At 39.4% G+C, this 16,165-nt stretch carries 18 protein-coding genes; 3 read left to right on the top strand and 15 right to left on the bottom strand.

The window, feature by feature from the left end:
• Positions 1–35: 35 nt before the first annotated feature.
• From RE409_RS05585 to RE409_RS05565, 5 genes are all read right to left on the bottom strand, one after another.
• Positions 36–1,463 (bottom strand): HAMP domain-containing sensor histidine kinase, encoded by a 1,428-nt coding sequence (locus RE409_RS05585; protein WP_207198776.1) that lies wholly within the window; start codon positions 1,461–1,463, stop codon positions 36–38.
• Positions 1,453–2,142, bottom strand: coding sequence for a response regulator transcription factor (locus RE409_RS05580; RefSeq protein ID WP_201182220.1), 690 nt, complete (start codon positions 2,140–2,142; stop codon positions 1,453–1,455). The genes RE409_RS05585 and RE409_RS05580 overlap by 11 nt, the downstream gene beginning before the upstream one ends.
• Before the next feature lie 297 nt (positions 2,143–2,439).
• On the bottom strand, positions 2,440–3,363 hold the full coding sequence (locus RE409_RS05575; protein ID WP_201221870.1) for a cation diffusion facilitator family transporter: 924 nt from the start codon (positions 3,361–3,363) through the stop codon (positions 2,440–2,442).
• A gap of 215 nt (positions 3,364–3,578) precedes the next feature.
• Positions 3,579–3,713, bottom strand: a complete 135-nt coding sequence (locus tag RE409_RS05570) for a hypothetical protein (protein WP_274606912.1) — start codon at positions 3,711–3,713, stop codon at positions 3,579–3,581.
• Positions 3,714–3,813: 100 nt separating this feature from the next.
• Positions 3,814–4,557, bottom strand: a complete 744-nt coding sequence (locus RE409_RS05565) for a metallophosphoesterase family protein (protein WP_201221872.1) — start codon at positions 4,555–4,557, stop codon at positions 3,814–3,816.
• A 217-nt stretch (positions 4,558–4,774) separates the two neighbouring features.
• Here RE409_RS05565 and RE409_RS05560 point away from each other — a divergent pair, with 217 nt between their 5' ends.
• A complete protein-coding gene (locus RE409_RS05560; RefSeq protein ID WP_201182224.1) occupies positions 4,775–4,900 on the top strand; it encodes a YjcZ family sporulation protein in 126 nt (41 codons plus the stop codon).
• A gap of 230 nt (positions 4,901–5,130) precedes the next feature.
• On the opposite strand, the gene RE409_RS05555 is transcribed toward RE409_RS05560, so the two are convergent.
• Positions 5,131–6,099: an NAD(P)H-dependent flavin oxidoreductase gene (locus tag RE409_RS05555; protein ID WP_201182226.1), complete on the bottom strand. Its 969-nt coding sequence runs from the start codon at positions 6,097–6,099 to the stop codon at positions 5,131–5,133.
• A gap of 79 nt (positions 6,100–6,178) precedes the next feature.
• On the opposite strand from RE409_RS05555, the gene RE409_RS05550 reads away from it, so the two are divergent.
• Together RE409_RS05550 and RE409_RS05545 are read left to right on the top strand one after the other, a co-directional pair.
• The gene (locus RE409_RS05550; protein WP_201182228.1) at positions 6,179–6,691 is read left to right on the top strand and encodes a gamma carbonic anhydrase family protein; all 513 of its coding nucleotides are present in this window, start codon (positions 6,179–6,181) and stop codon (positions 6,689–6,691) included.
• A 146-nt stretch (positions 6,692–6,837) separates the two neighbouring features.
• Positions 6,838–8,186 (top strand): IS3 family transposase gene (locus RE409_RS05545; RefSeq protein WP_201182105.1). Its coding sequence is split into 2 segments (ribosomal slippage): positions 6,838–7,282 and positions 7,282–8,186, totalling 1,350 coding nucleotides; the frame shifts between segments, so codons are not numbered across the junction.
• 52 nt (positions 8,187–8,238) lie between these two features.
• On the opposite strand, the gene paaX is transcribed toward RE409_RS05545, so the two are convergent.
• The 9 genes from paaX to paaD form a co-directional block, all read right to left on the bottom strand.
• Positions 8,239–9,138 (bottom strand): phenylacetic acid degradation operon negative regulatory protein PaaX, encoded by a 900-nt coding sequence (gene paaX, locus RE409_RS05540; protein WP_056531144.1) that lies wholly within the window; start codon positions 9,136–9,138, stop codon positions 8,239–8,241.
• Between the two features lie 70 nt (positions 9,139–9,208).
• A complete protein-coding gene (locus RE409_RS05535) occupies positions 9,209–9,985 on the bottom strand; it encodes an enoyl-CoA hydratase-related protein (RefSeq protein ID WP_201254304.1) in 777 nt (258 codons plus the stop codon).
• Between the two features lie 63 nt (positions 9,986–10,048).
• Complete coding sequence (locus RE409_RS05530) at positions 10,049–11,257, bottom strand: acetyl-CoA C-acyltransferase (RefSeq protein ID WP_201182232.1); 1,209 nt, start codon at positions 11,255–11,257, stop codon at positions 10,049–10,051.
• A complete protein-coding gene (locus RE409_RS05525; protein WP_201182234.1) occupies positions 11,254–12,126 on the bottom strand; it encodes a 3-hydroxyacyl-CoA dehydrogenase in 873 nt (290 codons plus the stop codon). The genes RE409_RS05530 and RE409_RS05525 overlap by 4 nt, the downstream gene beginning before the upstream one ends.
• 115 nt (positions 12,127–12,241) lie before the next feature.
• Positions 12,242–13,762 carry an aldehyde dehydrogenase family protein gene (locus RE409_RS05520; protein ID WP_201182236.1) on the bottom strand — a complete coding sequence of 507 codons (1,521 nt, stop codon included), beginning with the start codon at positions 13,760–13,762 and terminating at the stop codon, positions 12,242–12,244.
• A 21-nt stretch (positions 13,763–13,783) separates the two neighbouring features.
• Positions 13,784–14,557 (bottom strand): enoyl-CoA hydratase-related protein, encoded by a 774-nt coding sequence (locus RE409_RS05515; protein WP_309558664.1) that lies wholly within the window; start codon positions 14,555–14,557, stop codon positions 13,784–13,786.
• Between the two features lie 10 nt (positions 14,558–14,567).
• Complete coding sequence (locus RE409_RS05510) at positions 14,568–15,344, bottom strand: enoyl-CoA hydratase/isomerase family protein (RefSeq protein WP_098176530.1); 777 nt, start codon at positions 15,342–15,344, stop codon at positions 14,568–14,570.
• Positions 15,341–15,646, bottom strand: coding sequence for an EthD family reductase (locus tag RE409_RS05505; RefSeq protein ID WP_053344772.1), 306 nt, complete (start codon positions 15,644–15,646; stop codon positions 15,341–15,343). Before RE409_RS05505 ends, RE409_RS05510 begins: the two co-directional genes overlap by 4 nt.
• A 16-nt stretch (positions 15,647–15,662) precedes the next feature.
• Entirely contained in the window at positions 15,663–16,160 is a 498-nt protein-coding gene (gene paaD, locus RE409_RS05500) for a 1,2-phenylacetyl-CoA epoxidase subunit PaaD (RefSeq protein ID WP_201182238.1), read from the bottom strand.
• Between the last annotated feature and the right edge of the window lie 5 nt (positions 16,161–16,165).

Below are 16,165 nucleotides of genomic sequence, written 5' to 3'. Positions count from 1 at the left end.
TTAGAGGGTTGTCCATTAAAGCGGACAACCCTTTTTTATATCTGATTTGCTTTCTCTACAATAATTGTAAACGTCGTCCCTTGTTCATTACTTTCTTTCAGCACAAGATCTCCCTTTTGCGCTTTGGCAAGCATCTTGCTGAATGGCAGTCCTAATCCTAAACCACGTATCTTCAGCTTTTTGTCTTCACCTCGATAAAACGGTTCGAATACATACTGTTGTTCATGTACAGGAATTCCTCGGCCACTGTCCTGCACATCAATACATATCCTATTGTCTTCCTTCTCATAAAGATTAATCTCTAGTTTCCCTATGCCATCAAGTGAATGCCTGGCATTATTTAAAAGGTTAATGACAATTTGCTGCATCCGCAAGGAATCAATTTGGCCAAAAATAGGTTCTTCAGGAACCTTTATGTCCAGATTAAACTCTTGATCATCCTGGGTGACTTGCCAACGATAGGCGATTTCCTGGATGAATGTATTAATATTTTCTTTTTGCACTCGAATTTTAAAGGCACCTGCCGAAATAGCATTATAATTAAGCAAATCCTCTATCATTCCTTGCAAGCGTTGTGTTTCCTTTAAGGAAATATCCAAGAATTCCTTACTTTGCTCTCCGGTAACAACATCATCCTTAACTGCTTGGATTAGTCCGCTAATGGAAGTAACCGGCGTTTTCAAATCATGGGTGACACCGGCAAGCAATTCCGCCCTTAATTTTTCCATGACCTTTAAACGATTGGTCATTTCCTTAAATGACTCTATTAGTTCATAAATTTCTTCTTCCCTTATTTCCTCTTCCTCTTTGAAATGGATGTCATAGTTGCCCTCACGAACCTGAACAGCAGCGTTAGCGACGTCTTGGATTGGCCTCGAAATCTGTCTCGAAAGTAGATAAATGACTCCTGTGCCCAGCACGAGGAGGCCTCCAATCATGATTGCCAACAAGCCATGGTCCTGGTTGATTTCTTTTAATGCCCCTTCTTCCTGGGCAATGACTACCCACCCCTTAGTCTCATCATTAAAGGTAATAGGAGATTTGACGACATATACTTTGTTGTCCGAAATTTTGACCTTCTGAATTAATTCAGCATTTTTCATAATAACGTTAGGAAGCTTATTTTCATCTGCATCGATATATAATTGAGGCATCGTATAAATGATGCTGCCATCGGGATCGACGATATAGATAATTGGCTGCTGGTTCAAGTGAAGGATTTTTTCCCTTTCCTCAACGATTTCCGAAAGGATAGGCCCAACGACAATCTGGCCATTTGCCTTTATCGCACGGTCAGATGTTTCATCAGCTAAGTACTTAAGGAGGCTTAACCTATATTCTAATGCGGTTTTTTCCATCCACCACAATGAAAAAATAGATAATAATACCAATCCCGAAATCAGGGTCAATACGTATCTCTTCGTCCAATAGCGCTGCAAAGTGGTTCTTTTTCTAGTTTTCATAGACACTAAATTGATACCCCAATCCACGCAATGTTTTAATTTCCCCTTCACAAGAAGGCCATGAATCGATTGCCTTTCTTATTCGTTTGATCGCCAGGTCCACGGCGCGGTCACTTCCATCATAATCCATGCCCCATACTTGATCGAGTAGCTGCTCTCTAGTAAAAATCTGATTCGGATGCTTAGCGAAAAAAATGAGCAGCGACAAATCACGAGGCGTCAAGTTTATCTCTTCCCCTTTTAATTTCACCATATAGGATTGATCATCAATGGATAAACTACCAAACTGATGTATATGATTTTCTTCACCAACAATCGTCGAGGATCTTCTTAAAACGGCATGTACCCTGGCCACGACTTCATCGGCAACAAAAGGTTTAGAGATATAATCATCTGCGCCTGACTTAAATCCAGATAATCGGTAATCAACATCGTTCAGCGCAGTCAACATAATAACCGGGCACATATCGTTCTCCCGAATTTCCTTCAAGATGTCCCAACCTTCCTTACCAGGTAGCATTACATCAAGTAGCACAAGGTCTGGGTTCGTTTCTTCAAAAATAGGAACAGCCTTTAGCCCATCATATACTTGGACTACATCAAAACCCTCACGCTCTAAATATGCTTTCAATACCATAGAAATGGCAATTTCATCTTCAACGACAAGAATTTTCTTCATTAAGGGATTCCTCCTTCCTGAATTATAGTGGAATCATTTTGCATTCGCCAACCATTCAAGTCAGCAAGGCATTTTTTCTCCATCATACCCTTTTAATGTGTCAGGATTATGTTCGCAGTAAAATTCGCGGATGCTTTTTCTACATAGTATTTCTATTACCTCTGCTCCTCTTCCTTTTTTTTAAACGTTCTCTCTAGTCTAACACTGAGAAATAAAATTGTTGCTTGTGCTTTCTGAGGATTTCCCTTTTACTAACACCTTAAAGAGGTTGGCTCTGACACTTGAGCCAACCTCTTTTCAATTACATGTCTCGTGGGGATTTGGACAGCCCACTTCCTGTCTTTCCACTTGAATTGTACTGTGTTCAATACCAAATTGATCATGAAGAAGCTTTTGCGCTTCTGCTAAAACTGTATCGTGATTGCCGTTTTCATCAATAACAGCATGACAGCTCATCGTCAAAAACCCAGATGTAATCGTCCAGATATGGAGATCATGGACATCGGACACATTCGGCAATTCTTTCAATGAAGTTTTCACTTCTTCCATATCTACTTGATCGGGTGTCCCCTCCATCAAGATATGGAAAGAATCCCTCACTACTCTAAAGCCGCTGATAATAATTAAAATCGCTACAACAACACTTGCAATCGGGTCTGCGATTCCCCAATCGAAGAAATAAATCAAGAGTGCTGCCGCAATTGCACCCACTGAACCAAGCATATCGCCAATTACATGTAAAAAGGCACTCCGTACATTCAAGTTATCGTCTTTATCTCCGCTCATTAAAATCCATGCTGCAATGATATTCACCAGTAAGCCAATGATTGAAATCATTAACATTCCTAGACTTTGCACCTCAGGAGGATTCACAAACCTTCTAATCGCCTCGATGAAAATAAATACTGATATAACAATCAAGGTCAAACCATTCAAACATGCAGCAATGATTTCAAATCGCTTATATCCATAAGATTTAGTCTGTGTTGCTTTTTTTTCACCCAATCTTATCGCTGTATAGCTTAGGCCTAGTGCAGCCGCATCACTTAGCATATGACCTGCATCTGACAATAAAGCCAGACTATTTGTCATAAATCCTCCTATTACTTCGACGACCATAAATGTGGAAATCAGTAAAAAAGATGCCAACAAAGCTTTTTTATTTTCAGAATGATGATGGTGATGTCCATGATCATGAGAGTGACCATGCTGATGTCCCATGCTATCCCTCCTCTCGGATTTAAAGCTTATATATAGTATGGGATAAATTCAGAATGGTTTCAAATGATTCACTTTCTCATTTTCTGCTGTACAATTATGGAGATAGTGCATGAAAAAATCCGAGAGATTATTTGATTTCGAAATGCAGTTGGTCTTCGCCATTTTAAAGCTAAATAAACGTTGCAAACTAAATTCCTTCAGCGTGTTCCGCCCCGTCATCCTTCCTCTTGCATTGTATCATCTACAATGGCTAGAAGGTCCTTATTAAACAGTTCATTATTACAGACAAGACTGTGTTGTTCTATCTCTTCTTGTCCCTGAAGATTTATATCTCGTACTTTTTCTTTCATAGCCTTACCTCCAAAAGAATCATGTTTTGCCTATTATCGTATCCCCATGCATGTACCTTTATGCTGAATATCCTCCCATTTTTTATAATTTATTAACGTCCTAAACTCTCTGATTCCCATGGAAAGCACGTATAATGAATTCGTGTTCAGGAACTTGTAAGTTCTTATACGATAATAAAAACAATGAGTTATCATATGTGACTTTTTCAAGATTCACCTGAATACCGCTGTCTTCAATCGAAACAATGGCATAAGGTGCAACTGGTTCACTATTACATCCGAGTGAACCTGGGTTTAAGTATATAGTTTGGTCATTTCTAAAATGATGTATGGGATGATGATGTCCAAATCCAATTAAATGGTGAAACTGATTCTTAAATAGTCTTTCTAAGTTATTTAGATTCGGTTCAACGATTTTACTAAATGGATTTTGACTTATGTGTTCATCTAGTTTCTTCGGGTCCATATGATAATGAGTGAAGAAAAAGGAGTAATTGTTAATCATATGTTGTATGGTGCGAGGCAATTTTTCCAGTTTGGATATAAAAGTTTGATTCATTCTTTCCGCTATCCATTCATGATGCTCTTTGACATGAATGTGACCATCTGGATGCGGTTCCCCTTTAATGATGGCCAGGACTGCTTCATCATGATTTCCGGTTATCATTGATAAATCATTTCTTGAAAATAAAAGATCCAGGACTTCATTTGTATCAGGACCTATCCCAACCATATCTCCTAAACAATAGATATGATCAATCTCATCCCTTTCATCAATAACCCTAAGAACGGCTTTTAACGCTGAAGCATTACCATGTACATCCGTTATAATGGCAACTTTCATGACTAAGTTCAGCTCCCTTCTCTTAAAATCTACATGGTATATTATAACATTTCAAACGCCATCAAAAAAATATTCGGGCTTATTCCTTTCATACGCCAACGCCTATTTTCAATGAATAAGCAAACACTTCGGCCTAGAATACATAGTATGAAGTATTCCCAGTAAAGATGTTTTACTAGGTATGTAATTCATAATATGTATGAGGAGGAACAATTAAATGGGTGGACACAGAAATGAATGTTGTGACGATGGTGGCGGTTTCGATAACGGATTTGCATTACTGATTGTGTTATTTATCCTGTTAATCATCATTGGCTGCAGTTGGGGATTCGGTGGATTCTGATAATAAATAATAATAAAAAGGCGCCTGCTTACGGCGCCTTTTTTGTTATTGATTTACTTTTTGTTTCCATGTCTTCATAATGAACCAGTTGACAATCAGTGCAATTCCGCCTTGATTTTCCCCTGTGATATCAATACGTCGTTTATAGGAATCTTCTCCCCTTTACTTCTAGTTACTCGAGACATCAACCACTAGCAATGATGGTATCCATCCGCTAGATTTCTATGGCTTTACATTTGAGTAAAGGTCATGGAAAGACTATTCAACTTGTCCTCCATTTGTTTTTTCGCATCATTCATCATCCCATCAAGTAATTCCTTAACCGTGGGAATATCATCAATCAATCCTGCCACCTGTCCGCTGTTCATAAAACCATTTTTAACATCTCCGTGTATTGCACCATTAATATGATGTTCCTCTGATGTCATTTCACGATAATCCACAGGTGACAGACCTTTTTTCTCCAAATCTAAAACTTTCACTGTGTATGGGTCCTTCAATACTCTTCTAACCTGACCAACGGATCGTCCCAATATGCACGTGTCATTATCAATTGCTTTGAGTAGTTTCTGTTTATATGATGGATGAAACGGTGCTTCCTTTGTAGCAATCAATCTGGTTCCTAACTGGACGCCTGAAGCTCCAAGCATTAATGCAGCAGCTAACCCCTGTCCATTGCCAATTCCTCCTGCAGCAAAAACCGGTACCGTAACATTCTTGCTAATTTGCGGGATAAGTGTAAATGTTGTTAATTCTAGATTAGAGTTAATTCCGGCAGCTTCAAACCCCTCCGCAACTAATACATCTGCCCCTGCGGCTTGCGCTTTTTGAGCATGTTTGACCGACGCAACAATAGCAATCACTTTTATATTCTTTTTATGTAAAAGTGGTATGAAAGGAGCAGGATTTCCTGCTGATAAAGATACTATAGGTATATCATGCTTAAAAACAAGATTGATTAACTCATCTGTATATGGACTAACATTTATCGGGATGTTCAACGCAAAAGTGTTATTAGTTTTTTCTTTTGTTTCAAGAATAATAGTTTCTACCTGTTCAGGATTCATTGTACCGCACCCTATTGTGCCTAGACCCCCAGCATTAGAAACAGCAGCCGCAAGACTTGCGTTGCTAATATTCCCCATACCGCCTTGTATTATTGGATATTTTATAGAAAAAAACTCACAAATATGTTTCACTTTTAACCCTCCCTATCTATTTAATGTTATACTATATTTAATAGAAAAACAATTCTGACTTTTCACAAGGAGCGATAATATGATTATTCCATACAACAATAAAAAGCCTTCATTTGACGAAACTGTTTTTGTAGCGCCTAGTGCTCATTTAATTGGTGATATTACGATTGGGAAAGAATCTACTATTTGGTTTAACTCTGTACTGCGTGGCGATGAAGATTCAATTACCATAGGAGAAAAGTGCAGTATTCAAGATAACTCCACCATTCATTTATTTGAAGGTTGTCCTGTTGTTATTGAAGACGAAGTAACAGTCGGTCATAACGTTATTTTACATGGCTGTAAAGTGGGTAGACGTTCTATTATCGGTATGGGATCTACAATTTTGGATAATGTCGAAATTGGCGAAGAATGTATTATTGGGGCAAATACATTGATTGCCGCTGGTAAAAGTATACCTCCACGTTCGCTTGTTATCGGTTCTCCAGGGAAAGTGGTTCGCAAATTGAATGATAAAGATCTAGAATTAATTCAACTTTCCATTGATACATATGTACAAAAAGGAAAGGATTTTAAAGAAATTCTTGATTAATTGTATGCGCTGCCACATTCTCTGAGATTTCTCCATTTACTTTAAAGACTATATTACAAAAAAGAGCTGCAGTAAGTTGTCATTAGTGACTTTTGAACTGCACCCCAATTGTTAGACAACATCTAACAATTGGAGGTGCAGTTTTTTTGACTAAATATACGATAGACGAAAAATTACATGCAGTTTTAGAGTACTTGGAAGGGAAAAAATCCTATAAATCCATCGCACAAGAAAGAAATGTAGGTCTATCCCCTCTGAAGAGATGGGTCGCTCGCTATCTAGAACATGGGATGGAAGGAATTGCTTCATCCTATACAAATTACACTCTGCCCTTTAAACTAGAGGTACTTAATTATATGAACGAATATGGGGCATCGATCAGCGAGACCGCTGTACACTATAATCTTCCTTCCGATTCTACACTTTTGAAATGGTCAAATCAGTTGAAGGAAGGAGGTATAGACGCCCTTAAACCAAAGAAAAAGGGGCGTCTATCCATGAAAAAAGAAACCAAAAAAACATCACCAGCTAAAGGCTCTCAAGAAGCACTTCTTGCCGAATTAGAATACTTACGTGCAGAGAATGCCTATCTAAAAAAGTTGAATGCCTTAGTTCAAGAAAAGGAAGCCCTACAAAGAAAGACAAAGCGAAAGTAGTCCATGAACTAAGGAAACAATTTGATTTAAATCTGCTTCTATCCATTTCTAACATGGCACGGAGTACATACTATTATTGGGTAAACGCCTTCGGGCGTGAGGATAAATACACAGAAATGAAATCCCTTATCGAAGAGATTTTCCATACGCATAAAGGGCGCTATGGGTATCGGCGTATCACCCTAGAATTACGTAACAGAGGTGCTCGCATCAATCATAAAACAGTTCTCCGATTGATGAATGAACTAGGATTGAAGTCTTTAGTTCGCATGAAGAAATACCGTTCGTACAAAGGGAAAATCGGCAAGATTGCACCCAACATTCTAGCACGTGATTTCAAGGCAACAAACTCAAATGAAAAATGGGTGACAGACGTCACAGAATTCCATCTAGCTGGGGAGAAACTATACTTATCGGCCATTCTTGATCTGTTTAATGGAGAAATCATCGCCTATAATGTCGAATCTCGGCCTGTTTATCCCCTCGTTTCCAAAATGCTGGAGAAAGCCTTTGACCGCTTGGAATCGAAAGATTCACCCATTCTTCATTCAGATCAGGGCTGGCATTACCAGATGAAACAATATTCGCATGATTTGAAAAGACATAACATTACACAAAGCATGTCCCGTAAAGGAAATTGTCTCGATAATGCGGTCATAGAAAACTTCTTTGGCCTATTAAAATCAGAGTTACTTTATCTTCAAGAATTTGAAAGCATGGAGCATTTCAAACAAGAATTAGAAGAATATATCCATTACTACAATCATCAACGAATCAAGGTAAAATTAAAAGGCATGAGCCCGGTAGAATTCCGGGTTCATGCCCTCAAGGCTGCCTAATTAAATAAAGTGTCTAACTTTTTGGGTTCACTTCACTTTCTGCAGCTCTTTTTCACTTAATAATAAGAGGATGATCCTTTGCATCATAGGTTTCATCTTTCCTACATAAATCATTGTTTTCCTGAAATACGCTTTCAAAGAAACGGCTTGCTGGTTCAGCCAAGACTTGATAGTACTGACTAAATAATAATGCTGCATGATTACCGTTCCACTTTGAAGGCAAAAGTTCTTTAGGAAGACCCGGATCGATAAATAAAAACTTACGATACTCATGAACTAAATTTGTTCGTTCTACAAAGCAATCCGCATCTGACATTTCTCCTCTGCTAATGATGCTTTGATGAACGATGAATTGTTTACTGTATTTCTCAATGAAATCTTCATATTTACTTTCAATCTCAGCTAATGGCCAGCTTTTCTCGACAAGCGACTGATTTTCCTGTGGACCCTTATATTCTGAAATGAAAAAATCCACATATTCACTGATGTCATATTTCTCGATTAAAAGATTTATTTCTTTCTCCAAATTATTAGGTGAAATCCAGCAACCGTTAGAAAAACTGCCAAATCCGCTCCATAATAATTCCTTACGAAGATCATCGCGTAATTGCCGTTTATCTTCAGGTATCGTATACATTAAAATACGCCATTTACCGTCCCATTCATTTGGTTTCATCTTATAAATACGATTTGCCGCTTCTTCCATTCGCTTCACGCCGCGATCAGTCAAAAAGTAATAGCTTTTATTTCCTTGCTTTTCGGACTGAATCCAACCTTGCTTTACCATTCGCGAAACGGCTACACGTACACCCTGCTCATTATGACCGAATTCCTTTAATAAACGTATTAAACTACCTATCCAGATTTTACTTCCATAATTACGGATATAGTCTCCATATATCGTAAAAATCATGGATTGTGTATTTGTACCTATATTTCTCACCTCATCCATTAAGCATTGTTACCAATTTCACACGGAACACATAATTATTATTATATCTTTTTAAAATGAAACCGCAATATCATTTACCTGTAAATTGTGTTTTTCTCCGTTCGCTAAATGCTTGGAGAGCTTCCAATCTGTCTTCAGTTGGAATCGTTAATTCATATGCTTTTCCCTCGATGGCCATCCCTGTTTGTAAGTCTGTATTCATCCCTTGAGTGATAGCATACTTTGCTTGTTTGACTGCGACCGGCCCGTTCTTCATAATATCTGCTGCAAATTCTTCACAAACAGATATCAGGAGGTTACGCGGCACCACTTTCAAAAGAATCCCTAATTCATAAGCCTCTTCTGCTGTCAATTTTTTAGCAGTGAAAATTAATTCCTTCGCTTTCATTTCACCAATTAATCTCGGCAAACGCTGTGTACCACCTGCTCCAGGGATAATTGCCCAACTTGTTTCAGTAAGTCCCAACGATACACCTTCGGATGCAATGGCAAAGTCACACGACAGCAACCATTCAAACCCTCCCCCCAATGCATATCCATTTACGGCAGCTATAGTTGGCTGAGGAAGACCTGCGATACTATTAAATACATCGCGAATTGCTTTAACGTTTCTTCGTACTTCCGCTTCATTTAAAGTCTTTCTTTCTTTTAGATCCGCTCCTGCACTGAATGCTTTTTCTCCTGCACCTGTGAAAATAACGACGCGGATATCCCCGTCTGTATATACCTTATTTATGACTTCCTGCAACTCAATAAGGGTCACATAGTCAAAACAATTCAATACGTCTGGACGATTCACTGTAATATAGCCGATATGATTTTCCACTTTATAAATAACATTAGACATACGTTCTCTCCCCCTTTATTTTAAAATTATCCCTTATGTAGACTAGCTAATAAGGGCTTTCTATTAATCATTCTCAATATTTTCTATAATAGCGGATATCCCCTGGCCTACACCGACACACATCGTAGCAAGCCCGAATCGGACCTTTCGCTTTTTCATCTCGTGTACCAGTGTTGTTAATATACGTGCGCCGCTCGCTCCAAGTGGATGACCAAACGCTATCGCTCCTCCGTTTACATTCACTTTTTCCTGATCCAATTTTAATTGGCGAATACATTCAACAGATTGAGAAGCGAAGGCTTCGTTTAATTCAACTAGCCCGATGTCTTCAATAGATAAATTTGCTCTATCCAACGCTTTTTTTGTTGCATAAATAGGACCAAGGCCCATAACCGACGGCTCTAAGCCCGCTACTGCACCTACAACATATTTCGCCAGAGGTTTTAACCCAAGTTCCCTAGCCTTTTCTGCACTCATTAATAGTAATGCTGAAGCTCCATCATTTACACCTGAAGCATTACCAGCCGTTACAGTACCATCTTTAAAAATTGGATTGAGTTTTTCTAGCTTTTCAATTGTCGTGTCTGGACGCGGATGTTCATCTTTATCGATGATGACCTCATTCCCTTTCCGATCCGTATATCGAACAGGTACAATTTCATTAACAAAACGCTCATTTTCCACTGCCTTTTTCGCTCTTTGCTGACTTTGAAACGCGAATTGATCTTGATCCTTCCTTGAAACCTTAAAGCGTTGGGCTACATTTTCTGCTGTTTGCGGCATGGAATCTGCGCCATACATTTCCTCAAGCTTTTTATTCGTAAAACGCCAGCCGATCGTTGTATCTTGAAGCTCCATCGACCCACGCGGGAAATCACTCTCAGGTTTGGCCATGACATACGGCGCCCTAGTCATGCTCTCAGTCCCACCTGCGACGTAAATATCCCCTTCCCCGACTGCTATCGAGCGTGCAGCATACATAACGGCATCAAGTCCGGAGCCACACAAACGATTAATGGTTGTTCCTGCTACGTTCACTGGAAGACCTGCTAAAAGTGCAGACATTCTCGCCACATCACGGTTGTCCTCTCCTGCCTGATTTGCATTTCCGAAAATGACATCTTCAATTTGTTCCGGCGGCAGACCAGGATTCCGCTCTGTTAGCGCCTTTATTACAATTGCACCAAGATCATCCGGACGTACGCTTTTTAAGGCCCCTTTATATCTACCAATAGGCGTTCTCACAGCATCTATAATCACAACTTCTCTCATTTTTCCACCGCCTCTTCATTTTTAGTATAGTCGTATACACCTTTACCAGACTTGCGACCGAGCCGGCCTGCTTTTACATACTGTTCAAGGAGCGGTGCCGGACGATATTTCTCACCAAGTTTACTATGTAAATATCTTAAATTATTTAAACGGGCATCCAGTCCCACTAAATCCCCAAGTTCAAATGGTCCCATTGGATAATTCAGTCCAAGTTTTATTGCCTTATCGATTTCTTCAGGTGTACCTAATCCTTCTTGAAGCATATAGAACGCTTCATTTCCAACCAGGCAGCTAATTCTGCTTGTTACAAAACCAGGGAATTCGTTAATGACTACTGTCTCTTTCCCCATTTTCTCAGCAACCTCTTTTATTACCGCTGCCGTTTCATCACTGGTTTCAAGTCCACGAACAATTTCTACTAATGGCATTTTTTGTACAGGATTGAAAAAATGCATCGCTATCGTTTTTTCAGGACGCTTTCCATAAGAACCAATTTCAGTCGGGCTCATAGTGGAAGTATTAGTAGCAAAATAGCAGTTTTCTTGTGCATGTTCTTCGATTGTTTCAAAAACGGATTTCTTAATTTCTGTCTGTTCTGGAACTGCCTCTATAATTAGATCAGCTTTTGCAGCCGCTTCTTCTAAATTGGAAGAATATAAAAATCTGTTTTTTGCTGCAGCCGCTTCTTCTTGGGTAATTTTCTTGTAGCGCACACCTTTTTCGAAAATCGTTTCAATCTCTTTCTTTGCACTTTCCAATGCATTTGGATTCACATCTACCAATATTACGTCAAAGCCTCCCGTTGCCCCTACATAGGCTATACCTCTGCCCATAACTCCAGAACCTACAACCACTATATTTCTAATCATTCGATCATTCTCCTTTAAAATAGATAAAGCTGGCTGCAATGAATCAGATCAGCATTCAACTATACCTGAATTACTTTTCTGACAGATTATTCAGCCAGCTTCCTATTCAATGTTTTTATTTAATACCAAAAGGATTTAATGGACGGCTTCCATGATAGGAAATGATACTTTTTGTTTCTGTATAAAGATCCAATGTCTCAATACAAAGTTCTCGGCCGAATCCTGATTGTTTATAGCCGCCGAAAGGTGTTCCTGGAAAAGCTGAGAATGGACAGTTGACCATGACAATCCCTGCTTCGATTTGATTTGCCACACGAGTTGCGCGGCCGCCATCCTTTGTCCAAAGGGCAGAGCCCAAACCAAATTCCGTATCATTCGCTAGTCTAATGGCTTCTTTTTCATCTTTGAACTTCATGATAACGACAACTGGACCAAATATTTCTTCTTTAACGACATCCATGTCATGATTAACATTCGCAATGACTGTCGGCTCATACCAATAACCACTTTCAAAGCCTTCAATAACAGCTTGTTTTCCACCCGCTAGGATTTCTGCTCCATCAGCAATAGCAGATTGAACATATTTTTCGATAACATCCAATTGTCCCTGATCAATGACTGCACCTACATGCGTTTCTTTATCTAATGGATTGCCTAATTTCAGTTTTTTCGTTTTTTCTACGAATCTAGTGACAAACTCATCGTAAATATCTTCATGTACGTATAAACGTGATCTCGCCTCACAAGATTGACCTGTATTGTAGAAAATACCATATAGGGATCCATCAATAGCTGCTTCAATGTCCGCGTCTTCAAAGACAATATTAGGAGATTTTCCGCCAAGCTCCAATGTTACCCTTTTTAATGTCTGCGAGGCTTTGCCCATAAGGTCTCTTCCGATTGGCGTAGATCCTGTGAAAGCTACTTTATTCACTTTCGGATGTTCAACAAGATAATTCCCTACATCAGATCCAGGACCAGGAATGATATTGACTACCCCAGAAGGAACGCCTGCTTCCATACAAATTTCACCTAATACAATGGCAGTAAGTGGAGTTAAAGATGCTGGCTTAACAATGACAGAACAGCCCACTGCAATGGCCGGTGCAATTTTCCAAGCTGCCATCATCATTGGATAGTTCCAAGGAATGATTTGCGCACATACTCCCACAGGTTCTTTTTCCGTATAGTTATGGAATTGTCCTGGAACATTATTGACTGATCCACGATGTCCAACTAAAGCTCCCGCATAAAACTCGAAGTCTTCTATCGCCTGCATAACTTGACCTTGCGCTGCAGAAATGGATTTTCCACTGTTCAAAACCTCTAATTCTACTAATTCATTGAAGCGTGAACGCATAATAGCCGCAATTTTGTTTAATACACGAGACCGCTTATTGATCGGTGTTTTTTTCCATTTGCCATTATCAAATGCTTCACGTGCAGCTTGTACTGCCTTTTCTGCATCTTCCTTAGTAGCCTTTGCAACCTTGGCAATGATTTCACCAGTCGCAGGATTAATGGCATCAATAGTAGCTCCGTTAGAACTTTCCACTCTTTCGCCGTTAATAATTAGGTGGTAATAATCACGCTTCGTTTCTGCTTTTTCAAATACTGTTTCTTGAACTTTAACCATGTAATCCCACTCCCCTTTTTATTATTTCCCAATAAATTGAGCTTTTCTTTTCTCTGCAAAGGCTGTTACACCTTCAGAATAATCTATCGTTAAGCCAGCAATTCGCTGACCTTCTGCTTCTTCTTTTAAATACTCTTCTAATGAAAGGTGATAAGATGCCTCTAAGTATCTTTTGATTAATCCAATTGCTTTCGTAGGTTTGCTTGCGATGTTTTCTGCAAAGGCTTTCACTTGCTCGTTCCATTCTTCCACACTGATTACTTTTGTAGCTAGACCCATGTTTTCCGCCTCAGCTGCAGGTACCTTTTCTCCAAATACGGATAATTCCAATGCTTTTGCATGACCAACAATTCGCGAAAGGTAATATAGATTTCCTGAATCAGGAATCAAACCAATGTTGACAAAAGCATTTAAAAAACTGGCTTTCTCGGAAACAAGACGGAAATCACATGCCAGTGCCAGACTGAAGCCAGCCCCTGCAGCCACTCCATTTACGGCTGCAATAATTGGTTTTTCACAGCTTGCTAGTTGCTGCATCATCGGGCTGTAATCTTCCCGGAGCATTTGCCCTAAATTTACACCTTCATCCACTTCAGATAAATCTTGTCCTGAACAAAAGGCTCTGCCTTCACCAGTAATGATAATGGCACGTACTTCATCAGAGCTCGCCGATGTTTTGATCGCTTTTTGTATCTCCCTATTCATTTGGGACGTAAAGGCATTTAGTTTATCAGGACGGTTTAAAGTAAGCCATGCCACTCCGTTTTCAACCCTATATGTGATTGTTTCGTACATAGAGCACTCCTTATTCGCCTGTAAAATTAGGCTTTCTTTTTTCAACAAATGCTTTCATTCCTTCTTTTTGGTCCTCTGATGCAAAAAGAATATAGAAGTTCTTCCGTTCATATTGCATTCCCTCATATAAGGAATAATCAACGGCTTTATTTACGGATTCTTTAATCATCCTAACTGCTAGCGGGGGTTGTTTGGCTATCTTTCTAGCAAAATCAACCGTTTCCTCCATCAACAATTCTGGTGCAACAATTTTATTAATAAAGCCGTATTGTAATGCTGTTTTTGCATTGATCCTTTCGGCAGTCAATATCCATTCAAGTGCCTTCGTTTTGCCTACCAATTTCGTTAGTCTTTGTGTTCCGCCTGCACCAGGCATGACTCCAAGAGTAACTTCAGGAAAGGAAAACTGTGTGTCACTAGCGGCGATCAAAAAGTCACAGGATAAAGCAAGTTCAAAACCGCCGCCGAATACAAAACTTTTTACCGCACCAATCACGGGCTTTTTAACTAGACCCATTCGGTCCCAATCAGCAAATTGATTAGTTAACTCCATACTGATTGGATTGTCATTCACCATCTCATCAATGTCTGCTCCAGCAGAGAATGCTTTTCCATTGCCCGTCAGCAAAATCACCTTCACTTGGGAATCGCGGTCAAATGCTTCCATAGAAGAAACAATTTCGCTGACCATTTGTCGATTCAATGCATTCAATTGCTTCGGGCGATTTAAAAAGATATAGCCAATTCCGTCCTCAATTGACGTTTCAATAAATTGAAGCGCATTCATTTTACTTCTTCACCAATCATCATCGTTACAAGTTTCCCTGCAAAGCCCATTAAGTCTTTTCCTGATGCTTTTCCTTCAGGAGAACGCATTCCTTGTTGAAGTGCTTCATGGTCTTCATAATACATTTCACATAGAATGTGATATTCAGAGTCTTTGCCCATTGGAGTTCCGACTATTTTAGTGACTTCCATTTTTTGAAGACCAGGGATTTTTTCCGTGATTGGACCGTGTACATTGAAATAGTGCTCATCAAACGCTTCCTTATTTTCAGGCTGTTTGTATAGGGCTATTAACTTTACCATTTGAATACCTCCATATTTAGATAGTTTTTATCATAGGTTTCATCGCTTCGAACGGATTTTTACATGCTTTGCAATATAAAATGCTACGGCAAGCTGTTGGGCCGAATATGTTTTCCATCGTGACATAGGTAGATTCACAATACGGGCAATCTACATGCCATGATCCATCTTTTTTCATTTGTCGAGGAGGAGGGGAGATCCCAAAAACCTTTAATCCCGCTTTCCCCTTTTCCGTAATCCGGTCAGATGTCCAGGAAGGGGAACGTAGAAATTCCACACTTACATTTCCAACGGCAGTCAGCTGTTTAATGGCTGTCTCCACATTTTTCTGAATGATGGACAGTGCGGGACATCCTAGAAAAGTTGGAAGCATTTTCACTGAAACGTCCGGTCCCGAAACCGTCACATTCTCAACCATCCCTAAATCCAGAATACTGACTGTATCAATTTCGGGATCTTTAACGTCTTCCAGGAGTTTATATATTTCTTCTGTGTTTAACAATACGGTCGACATAGTAC

The sequence above is a fragment of the Peribacillus sp. R9-11 genome, from assembly GCF_031345095.1.
Taxonomy (GTDB): domain Bacteria; phylum Bacillota; class Bacilli; order Bacillales; family DSM-1321; genus Peribacillus; species Peribacillus butanolivorans.
This window is presented reverse-complemented; position numbering and strand designations above follow the sequence as displayed.